Below are 15,547 nucleotides of genomic sequence, written 5' to 3' on the forward strand. Positions count from 1 at the left end.
GGGTTGGCGAAGCGACACGAAGTGCGCGAAGACTGGGGGCGAATCTCATGCAGCCAGTCGTTTGAGCATCTCGCGCGTGACCAGCACCACGCCGTTCTCGGTGCGCTCGAAGCGCGCGGCGTCGACTTCGGCGTCCTCGCCGATCACCATGTCGTCGGGGATCACGCAGCCACGGTCGATCACCACGCGGTTGAGCCGGGCACCGCGCCCGACTTCCACGTCGGGCAGCAGCACCGCCTCGTTGATCTCGCAGAAGGAGTGGATGCGCACGCCCGAGAACAGCACCGAGCTGCTGACCTTGGAGCCCGAGACGATGCAGCCGCCCGACACGATGGTGTTGACCGTCATGCCATGCTTGCCCTCGCGGTCGAGCACGAACTTGGCCGGCGGCAACTGCCGCTGGTAGGTCCAGATGGGCCAGTCGGTGTCATAGATGTCGAGCTCCGGGGTGATGGAGGCCAGGTCGAGGTTGGCTGCCCAGAATGCATCAATCGTGCCCACGTCGCGCCAATAAGCCTTGGCGTCCGGCCCGCGCGAGGCCCGCGTGACGCACGACAGGCCAAAAGGATGGGCCAGCGCGCGGCCCTGGGCCACGGCGCGGGGAATGATGTCCTTGCCGAAATCGTGGCTCGAATCGGGGTTGACGCTGTCTTCTTCCAGCAGCTGGTAAAGGTACTCGGAGTCGAACACGTAGATGCCCATGCTCGCCAGCGCCACGTCGGGGTGGCCGGGCATGGCGGGCGGGTCGGCGGGCTTTTCGAGGAAGTCGGTGATCCGGCGGCTCTCGTCGATGGCCATCACGCCGAAGGCCGTGGCTTCCATGCGCGGCACCTCGATGCAGCCGACCGTGCAGCCCAGGCCGTGCTCGGCATGGTCCTTGACCATGATCGAGTAATCCATCTTGTAGATGTGGTCGCCGGCCAGCACCACCACGTAGTCGTGCTTGGTGGAGCGGGTCTGGATGATGTCGAGGTTCTGGAACACCGCGTCGGCCGTGCCGCGGTACCAGTGCTCGTCGCCCACGCGCTGCTGCGCGGGCAGCACGTCGACCATTTCGTTGAGCTCGGCGCGCAGGAAGCTCCAGCCGCGCTGCAGGTGGCGCATGAGCGAATGCGACTTGTACTGCGTGACCACTGCCATGCGCCGGATGCCGGAGTTCAGGCAGTTGGACAGCGCGAAGTCGATGATGCGGAATTTGCCGCCGAAGTACACGGCCGGCTTGGCGCGCCGGTCGGTCAGCTGCTTGAGGCGGGAGCCGCGTCCGCCGGCCAGCACCAGGGCGATGGTGCGGCGGACCAGTTGATGGGCCTGCAGTTCCTGCGAGGGCTGCGCTTTCGGTGTGAGGTTGTCCATCCTGAGTCTCCGTTCTTTCGCTTGTTGGAATTCATTCGCCGTCAGGGTCTCTGCATCGAGACTAGCACCGTGCCGTGCGCCTGGCTCCTACGTTCTTGCGATCCCGATGCTTGAAAAAGGCACTTGCGCCGTGCCGCCGAGCGGCCGGCCCATCTCACCCGGATCGTCCTCGGGATCGGTGGACAGGCGCAGGCGCCACGCGCCCGCGGGCAGCCTGAAGGACACAGCCTGCGGGCCTGCGTTCACCAGCACCAGCCACGAGCCGCCGTCTCCGGCGCCATCGCCGAAAAGGATTGCAAGTGCCGTGCCCGTGCGCCAGTCGTCGGCCGTCATCGGTTCGCCGTCGGGGCGCAGCCAGTGGATGCCCAGTGGCGTGCCCTGTAGCGTCTCGGCCGGCCACCAGCGGGTGCTGCGCAGGGCCGGGGCTTCGCGGCGCAGGGCGGCCAGGCGCGCCACGAAGGCGCTTGTGCGGGCCGCGTCGCTGTTGGGGGCGGAGGCGCCGATCCACGCGAGCCATGTGGTCTCGTTGTCCTGGCAGTAGGCGTTGTTGTTGCCCTGCTGGCTGTGGCCCAGCTCGTCGCCGGCCAGCAGCATGGGCGTGCCCTGTGACAGCATCAGCGTGGCGAGCAGCGCGCGCTGCAGGCGGCTGCGCAGGGCCAGCACGGCAGGGTCGTCGCTCGGGCCCTCGACGCCGCAGTTGTTGCTCATGTTGTGGCCGTGGCCGTCGCGGTTGTCCTCGCCGTTGGCGAGGTTGTGACGCTCGTTGTAGCTCACGAGGTCGCGCAGCGTGAAGCCGTCGTGCGCGGTGACGAAGTTGACGCTCGCGGTCGGCGCGCGGCCGTGATGGGCGAACTGCGTGCTGGAAGCGGTGAAGCGATGGGCGAAGTCGCCGAGGCTGGCCCTGTCGTCGTGCGCCTGCCGCAGCCAGAAGCCGCGCTGCGCGTCGCGGTAGCGGTCGTTCCATTCGAGCCAGCCCGACGGGAACTCGCCAAGGCGGTAGCCGCCGGGGCCGATGTCCCAGGGTTCGGCGATGAGGAGGGTGCGCGAGAGCACCGGGTCTTGCGCGATGGCGGCGAAGAAGGGCGCGCGTGGGTCGAAGCCGCGCTGCGCGTCGGCGCGCCCGAGCACGGGCGCGAGATCGAAGCGGAAGCCGTCGACACCCATCTCGCAGGCCCAGAAACGCAGGCTGTCCATCACCAGCTGCAGCACGCGCGGCTCGCCGAGGTTCAGGCAATTGCCCGTGCCGGCCCAGTTCTCGTAGAGGGCGCGGTCGTCGGCGCGCAGGTGGTAGTACAGCGCGTTGTCGATGCCGCGCATCGAAAGCGTCGGGCCGAGCTCGTCGGTCTCGGCGCTGTGGTTGTAGACCACGTCGATCACCAGCTCCATGCCACGTGCGTGTATGGCGTCGGCCATCGCGCGGAACTCGCTGGCGGGCGTGGTGCCGGGGCGGCCGCTCCAGTAGCGGGCCTCGGGAGCGAACCAGCCGATGGTGGTGTAGCCCCAGTAGTTGCTCAGGCCCATGCGCAGCAGGCGTTGCTCGTCGGCGCGGTGCTGGACGGGCATGAGGCTCAGGGTGGTGACACCCAGGCGCTGGAGGTGGTCGAGCACGGCGGGCTCCGCGAGGCCGGCGTAGGTGCCCCGGAGTGCCGCGGGGACTGCGGGGTGGAGCTTGGTCTGGCCTTTGACGTGCAGCTCGCAGAGCACGCGCTCGCCGGCGGGGATGCGGGCGTGGCCGGATGCCGCTGCCGGACCGGCGGATTGCGCGACACGGGCCTTGAGCGCGACGGCTGCGTTGTCGCGGGTGTCCCTCTTGTCCGGGTTCGCGGGGTCGTGGCCCAGGAAGATGTCGCTGCCGTCGTAGCTGCCGACGATCTCGCGGGCGTAGGGGTCGAGCAGAAGCTTGGCGGGGTTGAAGCGCTGGCCCCCGTGCGGGTTCCAGGGGCCATGGACTCTGTAGCCGTAGATCAGGCCGGGCTTGCCGCTGGGCAGGTGGCCGTGCCAGATGCCGTCTGTGCATACCGGTAGGTTGAGGCGTTGCTGCTCGCTCTTGCCGGTGCTGTCGAAGATGCAGAGCTGTACTGCTTCTGCTGTTGGCGCTGCTATTGCGAAGTTGACTCCCTGTTGCGACGGTGTTGCGCCCAAGGGGAAGGGGGTGCCTGGGTTCAGCATGTTGCTGCCTCCGGCGGGTGGTTGCTTTCCGGGGCCGGGACTCGCCCCGGCGGGCGACCTACTTTTCTTTGCTTCGCCAAAGAAAAGTAGGCAAAAGAAAGGCGACCCCACTGTCTGCGACCCTCCGCTTCGCTACGGGCAACCTGCGGTGCTCGCGTTTCGCGGGGTCTCGCAGAACTCGCTTCGCTCAAACAGCTGCGAGCCCTGATCCGCGAAACGCTGCGCTCCTCGGCGCAGCCAGAGGGGCTTGGGGACCGGTCGGGCCTTTGCTTCGCTCGGCCAGCAAGCCACCGCAGGCGCTTTGCGCCTGCGGTGGTTGGTATTGGCTTTTGGTTTTGGTATTGGCTGTTCCGGAGCCGAGCGCAGCGACGGCGCGTTCCAAATCCCTTCTGGCTGCGCCGAGGAGCGCAGACGCAGGAGGGATCAGGGCCGCAGCTGTTTGAGCGAAGCGAGTTCTGCGGACCCCCTCCGGAGTCGAGCACCGCAGGTTGCCCGTAGCGAAGCGAAGGGACGCAGACAGTGGGGTCGCCTTTTCTTTGCTTACTTTCTTTTGGCGAAGCAAAAGAAAGTGAGTCGCCCGCCGGGGCGAGACCCGGCCCCGGAAAACAAACCAGTCCAAAGAACGTCAAGCCAACACCCACATCACAGCAGCCAGCGGCGGCACGCTGATCGAAACAGAGTCCGCCTTCCCATGCCAGGGCACAGGAGAACTCTCCACAACGCCGTTACCGACCCCACTGCCCCCATAAATCGAGCCATCCGTATTGACGATCTCCCGATAGGAGCCAGCACAAGGAACCCCCAGCCGATACCCATGCCGAGGCACCGGCGTGAAGTTGCAGACCGCCACAACAAACGACCCATCACGCGCCTTGCGAACAAACGCAAACACCGACTGGTCCGCATCGTCATGCACGATCCACTCGAACCCCGCGCCCTCATGGTCGAGCTCATGCAGCGCAGGAAAGTGCCGATACACGTTGTTCAGGTCGCGCACCAGCCGTCGCACCCCTTGATGCGCCGCGTGCTCCAGCAGATGCCAATCGAGGCTGCGGTCGGCATTCCACTCCGCGTACTGCGCGAACTCGCCTCCCATGAACAGCAGCTTCTTCCCCGGATACGCCCAGAGGTAGCCATACAGATTGCGCAGGCCCGCGAACTTCTGCCACTCGTCGCCGGGCATCCGACCGATCATCGAGCCCTTGCCGTGCACCACCTCGTCGTGCGACAGCGGCAACACGAAGTTCTCGCTGTGCGCGTACATCAGCCCGAAGGTGATCTGCTGGTGGTGATGCTTGCGGTAGACCGGATCGGTGCCTGCATACGCCAGCGTGTCGTTCATCCACCCCATGTTCCACTTGTAGTGAAAGCCCAACCCGCCGTCTTCCGGCGGCCGGGTCACGCCGGGGAAGCTCGTCGATTCCTCGGCCACCGTCATGGCCCCGGGCCGCTCGATGCCCACCACGCGGTTCATGCGCCGCAGGAAGTCGATGGCCTCCAGGTTCTCGCGCCCGCCGAGCACGTTCGGCACCCACTCGCCGGCCTTGCGGCTGTAGTCGCGATACAGCATCGAAGCCACCGCATCCACGCGCAAGCCGTCCACGCCGTAGCGCTCCAGCCAGTACAGCGCATTGCCGACCAGGTAGTTGCGCACCTCCGTGCGCGCGTAGTTGAAGATCAGCGTCTGCCAGTCGTTGTGAAAGCCTTCGCGCGGGTCGGCGTACTCGTAGAGCGCGGTGCCGTCGAAGCGGCCGAGGCCGTGCGAATCGGTCGGGAAGTGCGCGGGCACCCAGTCGAGGATCACGCCCAGCCCTGCGGCATGCGCCGCCTCCACGAAGTGCCGGAAATCGCCCGGCGTGCCGAAGCGCGAGGTGGGCGCATAGAGCCCGATCGGCTGGTAGCCCCATGAGCCGTCGAAGGGGTGTTCGCTGATCGGCAGCAGTTCGATGTGCGTGAAGCCCATGTCGCGCGCGTAGGGCACCAGCGTGTCGGCCAGCTCGCGGTAGTCCAGCCATTCGTGGCCGTTGTTCTTGCGGCGCCACGAGCCCAGGTGCACTTCGTAGATGCTGATCGGCGCGTGGCGCCCGTTCGCGGCGGCGCGGCCTTCGGGCAGCTTCACCGGCGCGGGCAGGGGCTGCACCACGCAGGCGGTGTCGGGCCGCAGCTGCGACGAGAACGCGAAGGGATCGGCCTTGCGCAGCACCTCGCCCTGCGCGGACAGGATCTCGAACTCGTAGCTGTCGCCGATGGACACATGCGGCGCGAAGATCTCCCACACGCCGCACTCGCGGCGCAGCCGCATCATGTGGCGCCGGCCGTCCCAGTTGTTGAAGCTGCCCACCACCGACACGCGCCGCGCATTCGGCGCCCAGACGGCAAAGGCCACGCCCTTCACGCCGTCCATCTCGCGCAGGTGCGCACCCAGCCGTTCCCAGGGGCGCAGGTGCGTGCCCTCGGCCAGCAGCCACACATCGGTTTCGCCGAGCACGAACGGAAAGCGGTAGGGGTCTTCGAGCCGCGAGGTGTGCGCCTCCCAGTCGACCTGGAACGAGTAGCCCATGCGGGCCTCCGCCGCCGGGACCAGCCCGCAGAACAAATCCGACTCCGGATGCCGCGCGAGGATGGCCAGCGGCCAGCCGGTGCGCGAATGCAGCACGGCCACGCGCTGCGCGCCGGGCAGCAATGCGCGCACTTCCAGGCCTTCGGGCGTCTCGTGGGGGCCCAGCACGGCGAACGGGTCGCCATGCTCCGCGCGCATCAGCGCATGGACTTCGGATTCGGGCAGCGGCTTGGAGGAAGGCATGGTGTTCAGCTTCGTCCTTCGGCGGCGGGCGTGCCGAAGAAGACGCCATATGGCGCGAGCACCAGCATGCGCCTTCCGCCTTCGGCCTGCATGACGGCGCTCGGCGCGAGCGGATGTCCGACGAGAGGCATCAGGGCTTCGGTCAGCGGCATCGAAACCGGTTCGCTCCCGAGGTTGAAGACCGCCTGCAGCGACGAATGCCCGTCGCGCCGCTCGAAATGCAGCAGCGGGTCGGGCGCATCGATGAAGCGGATGCCGCCGGTGCGCAGCAGGGGCTGCGTACGGCGCCAGTGCAGCAGCGTGCGGCTGAAGGCGAGCATCGAATCGGGGGTCGCGGCCTGGCGTTCGACGGCCAGCGGCAGATGGGGACCGTACACCGGCAGCCAGGGCGCGCCGGTGGTGAAGCCGCCGTTCGGCGCTTCAGCGGTCCACGGCTTCGGCGTGCGGCAGCCGTCGCGGCCCTTGAACTCGGGCCAGAACGCGCGGCCGTACGGGTCCTGCAGCAGCTCGAAGGGCACTTCGGCCTCGGGCAGGCCCAGCTCTTCGCCCTGGTAGATGCTGGCGCTGCCGCGCAGTGCGAGCAGAAGCGCCAGCCAGAGCCGGTCGCGCCGGGTGTCGGCCGGGCCGCCGTCGCTCCATCGTGTGGCGACGCGCGGCACATCGTGGTTCGACACCGCCCAGCAGCCCCAGCCGCCGGTGGGCGCCAGTGCGTCGTCGAGCGCCTCGACCTGGTGGCGCAGGTGCGCGGGGCGGTGGTCCGCCGTCAGCAGGCTGAAGCTGTAGGCCAGGTGCAGGCGCTTGCCGAGCTCGGTGTACTGCGCCATGACGGGCGGCGCGTTCTCGTCGCCGACCTCGCCCAGCGCCACCGCGCCGTAATCGTCGAGCAGCCGGCGCAGGCTTTCGAGGAAGGCCAGGTTCTCCATCTGGCTCTTGTCGTACAGGTGCTGCTGCATCGCATAGGGGTTGTCGGCGCGCACCGTGCTGACTTCGTCGATCGACGCCAGCGAGGCTGGCGGGTTGTCGCGCAGCAGCGCGTCGTGGAACTGGTGGTTGCAGGCATCGAAGCGAAAGCCGTCCACGCCGCGCTCGCACCAGAAGCGCACCTCGCCCAGCAGGGCCTCCTGCACGGCGTCGCAATGGAAGTTGAGGTCGGGCTGCTCGGCCAGGAAGCTGTGCAGGTAGTACTGCCGCCGGCGCGAATCCCACTGCCAGGCCGAGCCGCCGAACACCGACAGCCAGTTGGTCGGCGGCGTGCCGTCGGCCTTGGGGTCGGCCCAGACGTACCAGTCGGCCTTGGGGTTGTCGCGGCTGCTGCGACTTTCGGCGAACCAGGCGTGCTGGTCGGAGGTGTGCGAAAGCACCTGGTCGATGATGAGCTTCAGGCCCAGCGCGTGCATGCGCGCCAGCATGGCGTCGAAGTCGGCCAGCGTGCCGAACAGCGGATCGACCGCGCGGTAGTCGGCCACGTCGTAGCCGAAGTCCTTCATCGGCGAACGGAAGAAGGGGGAAACCCAGACGGCATCGACGCCGAGGCTGGCCACGTGCTCGAGCCGGGACGTGATGCCCGGCAGGTCGCCGATGCCGTCGCCATCGCTGTCCATGAAGCTGCGCGGGTAGATCTGATAGATCACCGCGCCGCGCCACCATTCGCTGTCGCTCTTGCTGCCCATGCCGGCCCCTGTGGTCTGAAAATCATTGTGGCACGCGAAATCCGGGCCACCCCGCGAAGCTTTCTACACTGGGCGTCGTTCCCCGCTCTTCAAGATGACATCAGATTCCGCTTCCTCCCTCGCCGCGCTCGAAGCGCGGCTCGCCCAGGACCTCGAATATCTCGGCTGGCCCGGCCGCAACTGGATGCCCGCCCGACAGGTGGGCGATGAATCCATGCTCGACGTGGCCATCATCGGCGGTGGCCAGGCCGGCCTGGCCGCCTCGGTCGCGCTGGCACAGCTGGGCATTCGCGCCGTGGTGTTCGACCGCTCGCCCGCGGGCAAGGAGGGCCCCTGGGCGACGACGGCGCGCATGGAGACGCTGCGCTCGCCCAAGGAGCTCACCGGTCCCGCGCTCGGCCTGCCGTCGCTCACCTTCCGCGCCTGGTTCGAGGCCCAATTCGGGCTGGAGGCCTGGACGGCGATGGACAAGATCCCGCGCCTGCAGTGGATGGACTACCTGGTCTGGTACCGCCGCGTGATGGACGTGGACGTGCGCAACGACACCGCGGTGACCGGCATCCACCCGCTGCCCGATGCGTCCGGCGTGCGGCTGGCACTGCGCACGCCGCAGGGCGACCGCAGCGTGCTGGCGCGCCGCGTCGTCCTTGCGACCGGGCGCGACGGCCTCGGCGGGCCGGCCGTTCCGGCTTTCGTCGACGCACTGCCGCGCTCGAAGTGGGCGCATTCCTCCGACGACATGGACTACGGCCGGCTCGAAGGCCTGCGCGTGGGCGTGGTCGGCGCGGGCTCCTCAGCCATGGACAGTGCGGCCACCGCGCTGGAGGCCGGCGCGCGCAGCGTCGAGCTGCTGATCCGCCGCGGCGACCTGCCGCGCGTCAACAAGGGCAAGGGTGCGGGTGTGCCGGGGCTCACGCAGGGGCACTACGATTTGCCCGACGAGCTCAAGTGGCGCATCCGCCACTACATCAACGTGGCGAACGTGCCGCCGCCGCACGGCAGCACGCTGCGGGTGTCGGGGCACACCAATGCCTTCTTCAACTTCGGTTGCCCGATCCTCGCCGTCGAGCCGCGGGGCGAGGCCATGCGCGTGTCGACGCCGAAGGGGGTTTTCGAATTCGACTTCCTGATCGTCTCGACCGGCTTCAAGGTCGACTGGCCGAACCGCCCGGAGTTCGCCGGCATCTCGGCCCACATCCGGACATGGAAAGACCGCTTCGAGCCCGCGCCCGGCGACGAAGACCAGGAACTGGCCGACTCGCCCGACCTCGGGCCCGCCTTCGAATTCCAGCAGCGCGTGCCGGGCGAATGCGCGGGGCTCGGGCGCATCCACTGCTTCTGCTACCCGGCGGCGCTGTCGCACGGCACGGTGTCGGGCGACATCCCGGCCATCAGCGACGGCGCCAGGCGGCTGGCGGGCGGCATCGCCAGCCTGTTCTATCGCGAGGACTTCGACCACCACTACGCCAATCTCGAGGCCTATGCCGAGCCGGAACTGTTCGGCGACGAATGGACGCCCGCACTGCCGCCCCAAGAAAGAAACCGACCATGACAAGCACTCCCCACGATGTGATCGATGCCGCCATCCCGCTGGCGCCGGACCACCCCCTCTGGGCGCTGCGGCGCCAGCGCGACAAGGTCGTTGCAGCCACGCAGGGCAGCTACGACGCGATGTTCTCGCCGGCCGTCGAAGGCCTGTCGGTAAGCGAGCGGTTGCTCGTGGCGCTGCATGCCTGCCGCGTGTCGAAGGCGGACAGCCTGGCCCCGCACTACCGCGACAGGCTGGCGGCCGAAGGCGCGGACGGCGATGTGATCGCTGCCGTGGATGCCGGGCAGCCCGTGGCCGATGCGCGCCTGCGGGCCGTGCTGGCCTTCACCGGCAAGCTGATCGAACGCCCCATCGAGGGCGACAAGGCCGCCGTGCAGTCGTTGGCCGCGAGCGGCCTCTCGACGCCCGCCATCGTGGCGATGAGCCAGTTGATCGCATTCCTCTCGTACCAGATCCGCGTTGCCGCGGGCCTGAAGGCGCTGGTCGCCGTGGAGGCTGCGGCATGACGGCCCCGATCCGCATCAAGGGCTTCACCACCGAGGTGCTCAAATGGAAGCCGTGGCTCGACACGGTGAACGTCGACACCGCCACGCCGGCCCAGCTGGCCGCGCTCGACGAGATGAGCCCGCAGGCGCGCACTTCGCCGTACTTCCTGGTGCTGGCGCATCAGCCCGAGATACTGCTGCAGCGCTCCATCGCCTTCAACGCGATCATGTTCGCGCCGGGCGGCATGCCGCGCGCCGAGCGCGAGCTGGGCGCCACGGTGGAATCGCGCGTCAACGGCTGCGTGTACTGCGCCTCGGTGCATGCACAGCGCTTCGAGCAGCTGGCCAAGCGCAACGACGTGATCTCGCAGGTGTTCGAGGCGCCGGAAGGCGCCGGCACCACGGCGCGCGAGAAGGCCATCGTCGCGTTCTCGATCCGTCTCGGTGCCGAGCCGGACAAGGTCTCGGCCGACGACGTGCGCGGGTTGAAGGAAGCCGGGCTGACGGAGCAGGAGATTCTCGACCTGATCCATTCGGTTGCCCTGTTCGCCTGGGCCAACCGGCTGATGCTCAACCTCGGGGAGCCGATCTTCCCCGAAGCCGACGCGTCATAGCCGCTCGAGCAGCCCGGCGACGGTTTCGTTCGCCAGGCCCAGCGGTTCGAGCAGGTCGTTCTCGCGGCGGAAGTCGATGCCGTTGACCAGCGAGGCCGCATCCACGATGGTGCGGGTCGCGGGCGTCGGCACGCCGGCGATGGCGCCCAGCGCCTCGACGAACGCCAGGCCGTAGGGCATGTCCTCGGTCACGTAACGGGTGTCGACCTGCGTGGGGCCGGGCGGACCGCCGCGCTTGGCGTGCAGCTCGGCGGCGATGTCCTCAAGCTTTTCCGACGCGGTGCCGAAGGAGCGCGCGAAATGCGCTTCGATGGGGCCGAGCTCGATGCCGAACGCGGCGGCCACGGCGCGCCGCTCCCGGTCCAGCGCCTCGATCACTCGCGACACGCCGGGCGTCATGCAGTGGTACTGCGGCCAGTTCTCGGCGCGCTCGATGCGCGTCCAGTTGAACACCGCGAGCGGGCCGTGGGACTGCGGATTGACGTTGGCCAGGGCGCTCGCGAGGGCGCTGCCGTCGGCGAAGAAGCCGTCGCCGAAGAGGGCGGTGCACAGCGCGACGACCTCTTCCACCCGCGAGCCGGGCAGGGCGGAGACGCCGACCGCCTTGCGCCGCGTCATCACCCTGACCTGCGTGCCGGACTCGCGGCGTGCGGTCAGCACGGTCGTGCCGAAGCTGGCGACCGTGATCTGGCGGCCTGCACGCGCAGCTGCCTCGTGCAGATAGAGCGAAGACAGCGAGGCCATCGAGCTGACGATCACGGTCTGGCCGTCGCGCAGGAAGGGGAGCAGCGCGTCCATCACGCGCCTGTGGCCGTTGACGGGGAGGGCGAGCAGCAGCACGTCGGAGGCGGCGCAGAGCCCGGCCGCGTCGTCGGCCACCTCGACCTTCACCGAGAACGACTGGACGCCGCCGGCTTCCAGCGGCTGAGTGCGCAGCCCGTCCGCGCCCCGGCCGCCCGGCGACCACACCGTGACGCCATGGCCCGCCCGTCGCAGCCAGGCCGCGCTGGCCAGCGCGATCGCGCCGGCGCCGGCGATGCCGACGTGATACCGCTTCGCCGCGACCGTCACAGGCGCATCCCCATTCGTGAACACCGTGGAACCGGCTTTGCCGGGCCACCGGTGTTGCCCCCGGCGAGGGGGTTGGCGAAGCGACACGAAGTGCGCGAAGCCTGGGGGAGAGCCAAGCTAGTCAATCTTGATTCCGCCTTGCTTGATCACTTTCGCCCAGCGCTGGCTGTCTTCCGCCACCACCTTGCCCAGCGCGGCCGGGCCGCCACAGGTATTGACCGCGCCCAACTGGGCGAAACGCTGCTTCGTCTCCGGCAGGTTGCACACCTCGACCAGCGCCGCGGACAGCTTCTCGACGCTCGCCGCCGGCATGCGCGCCGGCGCCATCACGCCGACCCAGACCGGCACTTCCATGCCCGGCAGGCCGGTGGCCTCGCCGATGGTCGGGGCCGCGCCCATGCCGGGCAGCGCCGCGTGGGAGAAGGTGCCGAGCACGCGCGCCTTGCCGCTGGCGACCATCGGCTCGATCGAGGCCACGCTGGTCACGATGGCCGCCACCTGTCCGCCCAGCAGGTCCGTCATGGCGGGCGCGGCGCCCCGGTAGGGCACGTGCAGCAGGTTCACGCCGCTCGCCTGCGCCAGCAGCGCCCCGGTCAGGTGTGACACGGTGCCATTGCCGGTCGAGGCGTAGGTAACCTGGCCCGGCCTGGCCTTGGCGTCGCGCAGCACGTCGGCCACGGTCTTGTAGGGGCTTTCGGTTCGCACGGACAGCGTCATCGGCGTGTCCGCCACCAGGGCCACCGGCACCAGTTCGTGCACCGGGTCGTACGGGAGCTTGGCCTGCAGGTGGGGCGCGATGGTGATGGCGCCGCCCGTTGCCAGCAGCACCGTGGCCCCGTCCGTCGCCTTGGCCACCGCGTCGGCGGCCACGATGCCGCCGGCGCCGGCCTTGTTGTCGACGATGACGCTCTGGCCAAGCCTGTCGGTGAGCTTGGCGCCCAGGTAGCGGGCGATGACGTCCTGGGCGCCGCCGGTGGCGAAGGGCACGACGAGGCGCAGGGGCTTGTCGTTCTGCTGGGCCCACAGCGGCGTGGCAGCGAGGCCGGCAGCGGCCGCGAAGGACAGGGCGAGATGTTTCCAGAGCAATTTCATTGTGTCTTTCCGTCCGCGTGAGGCGGCAGGCTGGGGAGCGAGTCTAGTCCGGCGCGATAATCCGTCCTCCCCGGCCACCCCGCGCCGGGTCTTGCCGAACCCGTCATGAATCCCAGCTACAAACCCAGCGACGTCGAGTCCGCTGCCCAGGCGCAATGGAGCGCCGCCGATGCCTACCGCGTCACCGAGGACGCGAGCCGCAAGAAGTACTACGCCTGCTCGATGCTGCCGTACCCCAGCGGCAAGCTGCACATGGGCCACGTGCGCAACTACACGATCAACGACATGCTCACGCGCTACCTGCGCATGAGTGGCTACAACGTGCTGATGCCCATGGGCTGGGACGCCTTCGGCCTGCCGGCCGAGAACGCGGCGCTGAAGAACGGGGTGCCGCCGGCCAAGTGGACCTACGAGAACATCGACTACATGCGCGGCCAGCTCCAGGCCATGGGCCTGGCGATCGACTGGAGCCGCGAGATCGCCACCTGCGATCCGAGCTACTACAAGTGGAACCAGTGGCTGTTCCTGAAGATGCTCGAGAAGGGCATCGCCTACCGCAAGACCCAGGTCGTCAACTGGGACCCGGTCGACCAGACCGTGCTGGCCAACGAGCAGGTGATCGACGGCAAGGGCTGGCGCACCGGCGCCACGGTCGAGCGCCGCGAGATCCCGGGCTACTACCTGAAGATCAGCGACTACGCCGAAGAGTTGCTCGAACACACCCAGCACAAGCTGCCGGGCTGGCCCGAGCGCGTCAAGCTGATGCAGGAGAACTGGATCGGCAAGAGCGAGGGCCTGCGCTTCGCCTTCACGCACGACATCAAGGACGCGAGCGGTAAGCTCATCCAGGACGGCCGCATGTACGTGTTCACCACGCGCGCCGACACCATCATGGGCGTCACCTTCTGCGCCGTCGCGCCGGAGCATCCGCTGGCCGCACACGCCGCCACGCTCGATCCGAAGGTCGCGGCCTTCATCGAGGAGTGCAAGGCCGGCGGCACCACCGAGGCCGAGCTCGCCACGCAGGAGAAGAAGGGCGTGCCCACCGGCCTCACGGTGATGCATCCGATCACCGAGGAGCAGGTGCCGGTGTGGGTCGGCAACTACGTGCTCATGGGCTATGGCGACGGCGCCGTGATGGGCGTGCCCGCGCACGACGAGCGCGACTTCGCCTTCGCCAACAAGTACGGCATCGAGATCATTCAGGTCGTGCTGGTCGACGACGAGCCGCACTTCGACTATCACAAGTGGCAGGACTGGTACGCCGACAAGCAGCGCGGCGTGACCATCAACTCCGACAACTTCAGCGGCATGACCTACAAGGAGGCCGTGGCCGCCGTGGCGCATGCGCTGGGCCAGAAGGACCTGGGCGAGCTGCAGACCACCTGGCGCCTGCGCGACTGGGGCGTGAGCCGCCAGCGCTACTGGGGCACGCCGATCCCGATCATCCATTGCGAAGAGCACGGCGCGGTGCCGGTCCCCGAGAAGGACCTGCCCGTGGTGCTGCCGACCGACTGCGTGCCCGACGGCTCGGGCAACCCGCTGAACAAGCATGAGGGCTTCCACGCCGGCGTGACCTGCCCCGTGTGCGGCAAGGCCGCGCGGCGCGAGACCGACACGATGGACACCTTCGTGGACAGCTCGTGGTACTTCATGCGCTACTGCGACCCGAAGAACGACGACGCCATGGTGGCCGGCGGCGCCGACTACTGGATGCCGATGGACCAGTACATCGGCGGCATCGAGCACGCGATTCTTCACCTGCTGTACGCGCGCTTCTGGACCAAGGTGATGCGCGACCTGGGCCTGGTGAAGGCTGACGAGCCCTTCAGCAAGCTGCTCACGCAGGGCATGGTGCTCAACCACATCTTCTACAAGCGCAACGAGAAGGGCGGCAAGGACTACTTCCCGCCCCTCGAAGTCACGGCGGTGCTCGACGCGCAGGGCCGCATCACCGGCGGCACGCTGGCCGACGGCACGAAGGTCGAGTACGGCGGCGTCGGCAAGATGGGCAAGAGCGAGCGCAACGGCGTCGACCCGCAGGACCTGATCGAGAAGTACGGCGCCGACACCGCGCGCCTGTACACCATGTTCACCGCGCCGCCCGAGGCCACGCTCGAGTGGAACGACGCGGCCGTCGAAGGCAGCTACCGCTTCCTGCGCCGCGTGTGGAACTTCGGCGTGGCGCAAGCTGACGTGGCGCCGGTCGCGATCGAGGGCCAGAGCTTCGGCAAGTCCGCCCAGGCGCTGCGCCGCGAGGTGCACACCGTGCTGCGCCAGGTCGACTACGACTACCAGCGCATGCAATACAACACCGTGGTGTCGGGCGCGATGAAGCTGCTCAACGCGCTCGAAGGCTTCAAGCCCGACGGCAGCACCGGTGACGCGGCCGCGCTGCGCGAGGGCTTCGGCATCCTGCTGCGCTGCCTCTACCCGGCCACGCCGCACATCGCCCAGCAGCTCTGGAACGAGCTCGGCTACGACAAGGACCTGGGTGGCCTGCTCGACGCGGCCTGGCCCACGGTCGACGTCGGCGCGCTGGTGCAGGACGAGATCGAACTGATGCTGCAGGTCAACGGCAAGCTGCGCGGCAAGCTCAGCGTGCCGGCCGGTGCGTCCAAGGACGAGATCGAGAAGCTCGCACTCGCCTGCGACGACTTCGTCAACTTCGCCGAAGGCGCGCCGCCCAAGCGCGTGATCGTGGTTCCCGGCCGCCTGGTCAACGTGGTTCTCTGAACGAC

General features: G+C 68.6%; 10 protein-coding genes. 4 read left to right on the top strand and 6 right to left on the bottom strand.

Going from position 1 to position 15,547, the window contains the following annotated elements:
- Positions 1 to 45: 45 nt before the first annotated feature.
- From glgC to ACEOAB_RS01530, 4 genes are all read right to left on the bottom strand, one after another.
- A complete protein-coding gene (gene glgC / locus ACEOAB_RS01515) occupies positions 46 to 1,353 on the bottom strand; it encodes a glucose-1-phosphate adenylyltransferase (protein WP_056515097.1) in 1,308 nt (435 codons plus the stop codon).
- 87 nt (positions 1,354 to 1,440) lie between these two features.
- Complete coding sequence (gene glgX / locus ACEOAB_RS01520; RefSeq protein ID WP_413750449.1) at positions 1,441 to 3,522, bottom strand: glycogen debranching protein GlgX; 2,082 nt, start codon at positions 3,520 to 3,522, stop codon at positions 1,441 to 1,443.
- A gap of 625 nt (positions 3,523 to 4,147) precedes the next feature.
- Positions 4,148 to 6,325: a 1,4-alpha-glucan branching protein GlgB gene (gene glgB / locus ACEOAB_RS01525; RefSeq protein WP_413751007.1), complete on the bottom strand. Its 2,178-nt coding sequence runs from the start codon at positions 6,323 to 6,325 to the stop codon at positions 4,148 to 4,150.
- Between the two features lie 5 nt (positions 6,326 to 6,330).
- Positions 6,331 to 7,995, bottom strand: a complete 1,665-nt coding sequence (locus ACEOAB_RS01530) for an alpha-amylase family glycosyl hydrolase (protein WP_495653394.1) — start codon at positions 7,993 to 7,995, stop codon at positions 6,331 to 6,333.
- A 94-nt stretch (positions 7,996 to 8,089) separates the two neighbouring features.
- On the opposite strand from ACEOAB_RS01530, the gene ACEOAB_RS01535 reads away from it, so the two are divergent.
- From ACEOAB_RS01535 to ACEOAB_RS01545, 3 genes are read left to right on the top strand one after another with little or no spacing between them, the layout of a single operon-like run.
- Entirely contained in the window at positions 8,090 to 9,547 is a 1,458-nt protein-coding gene (locus ACEOAB_RS01535) for an NAD(P)-binding domain-containing protein (protein WP_495653395.1), read from the top strand.
- The gene (locus ACEOAB_RS01540; RefSeq protein ID WP_413751219.1) at positions 9,544 to 10,050 is read left to right on the top strand and encodes a CMD domain-containing protein; all 507 of its coding nucleotides are present in this window, start codon (positions 9,544 to 9,546) and stop codon (positions 10,048 to 10,050) included. The genes ACEOAB_RS01535 and ACEOAB_RS01540 overlap by 4 nt, the downstream gene beginning before the upstream one ends.
- A complete protein-coding gene (locus ACEOAB_RS01545) occupies positions 10,047 to 10,643 on the top strand; it encodes a peroxidase-related enzyme (RefSeq protein ID WP_056588619.1) in 597 nt (198 codons plus the stop codon). The genes ACEOAB_RS01540 and ACEOAB_RS01545 overlap by 4 nt, the downstream gene beginning before the upstream one ends.
- Here ACEOAB_RS01545 and ACEOAB_RS01550 read toward each other — a convergent pair.
- Positions 10,638 to 11,738 (bottom strand): NAD/NADP octopine/nopaline dehydrogenase family protein, encoded by a 1,101-nt coding sequence (locus ACEOAB_RS01550; protein ID WP_495653396.1) that lies wholly within the window; start codon positions 11,736 to 11,738, stop codon positions 10,638 to 10,640. The genes ACEOAB_RS01545 and ACEOAB_RS01550 overlap by 6 nt on opposite strands.
- A 93-nt stretch (positions 11,739 to 11,831) precedes the next feature.
- Positions 11,832 to 12,806, bottom strand: coding sequence for a Bug family tripartite tricarboxylate transporter substrate binding protein (locus ACEOAB_RS01555; protein ID WP_413749645.1), 975 nt, complete (start codon positions 12,804 to 12,806; stop codon positions 11,832 to 11,834).
- Positions 12,807 to 12,911: 105 nt separating this feature from the next.
- On the opposite strand from ACEOAB_RS01555, the gene leuS reads away from it, so the two are divergent.
- Positions 12,912 to 15,542, top strand: coding sequence for a leucine--tRNA ligase (gene leuS, locus ACEOAB_RS01560; RefSeq protein ID WP_413749646.1), 2,631 nt, complete (start codon positions 12,912 to 12,914; stop codon positions 15,540 to 15,542).
- Positions 15,543 to 15,547 lie beyond the last annotated feature (5 nt).

The sequence above is a fragment of the Variovorax sp. Varisp53 genome, from assembly GCF_059491555.1.

What these genes read in the sequence shown, in the direction of transcription:
- ACEOAB_RS01530 (WP_495653394.1), bottom strand. Translation starts at nt 7,995, where the DNA reads ATGGGCAGCAAGAGCGACAGCGAATGGTGGCGCGGCGCGGTGATCTAT.
- ACEOAB_RS01540 (WP_413751219.1), top strand. Translation starts at nt 9,544, where the DNA reads ATGACAAGCACTCCCCACGATGTGATCGATGCCGCCATCCCGCTGGCG.
- ACEOAB_RS01555 (WP_413749645.1), bottom strand. Translation starts at nt 12,806, where the DNA reads ATGAAATTGCTCTGGAAACATCTCGCCCTGTCCTTCGCGGCCGCTGCC.
- ACEOAB_RS01535 (WP_495653395.1), top strand. Translation starts at nt 8,090, where the DNA reads ATGACATCAGATTCCGCTTCCTCCCTCGCCGCGCTCGAAGCGCGGCTC.
- glgC (WP_056515097.1), bottom strand. Translation starts at nt 1,353, where the DNA reads ATGGACAACCTCACACCGAAAGCGCAGCCCTCGCAGGAACTGCAGGCC.
- glgB (WP_413751007.1), bottom strand. Translation starts at nt 6,325, where the DNA reads ATGCCTTCCTCCAAGCCGCTGCCCGAATCCGAAGTCCATGCGCTGATG.
- leuS (WP_413749646.1), top strand. Translation starts at nt 12,912, where the DNA reads ATGAATCCCAGCTACAAACCCAGCGACGTCGAGTCCGCTGCCCAGGCG.
- ACEOAB_RS01545 (WP_056588619.1), top strand. Translation starts at nt 10,047, where the DNA reads ATGACGGCCCCGATCCGCATCAAGGGCTTCACCACCGAGGTGCTCAAA.
- glgX (WP_413750449.1), bottom strand. Translation starts at nt 3,522, where the DNA reads ATGCTGAACCCAGGCACCCCCTTCCCCTTGGGCGCAACACCGTCGCAA.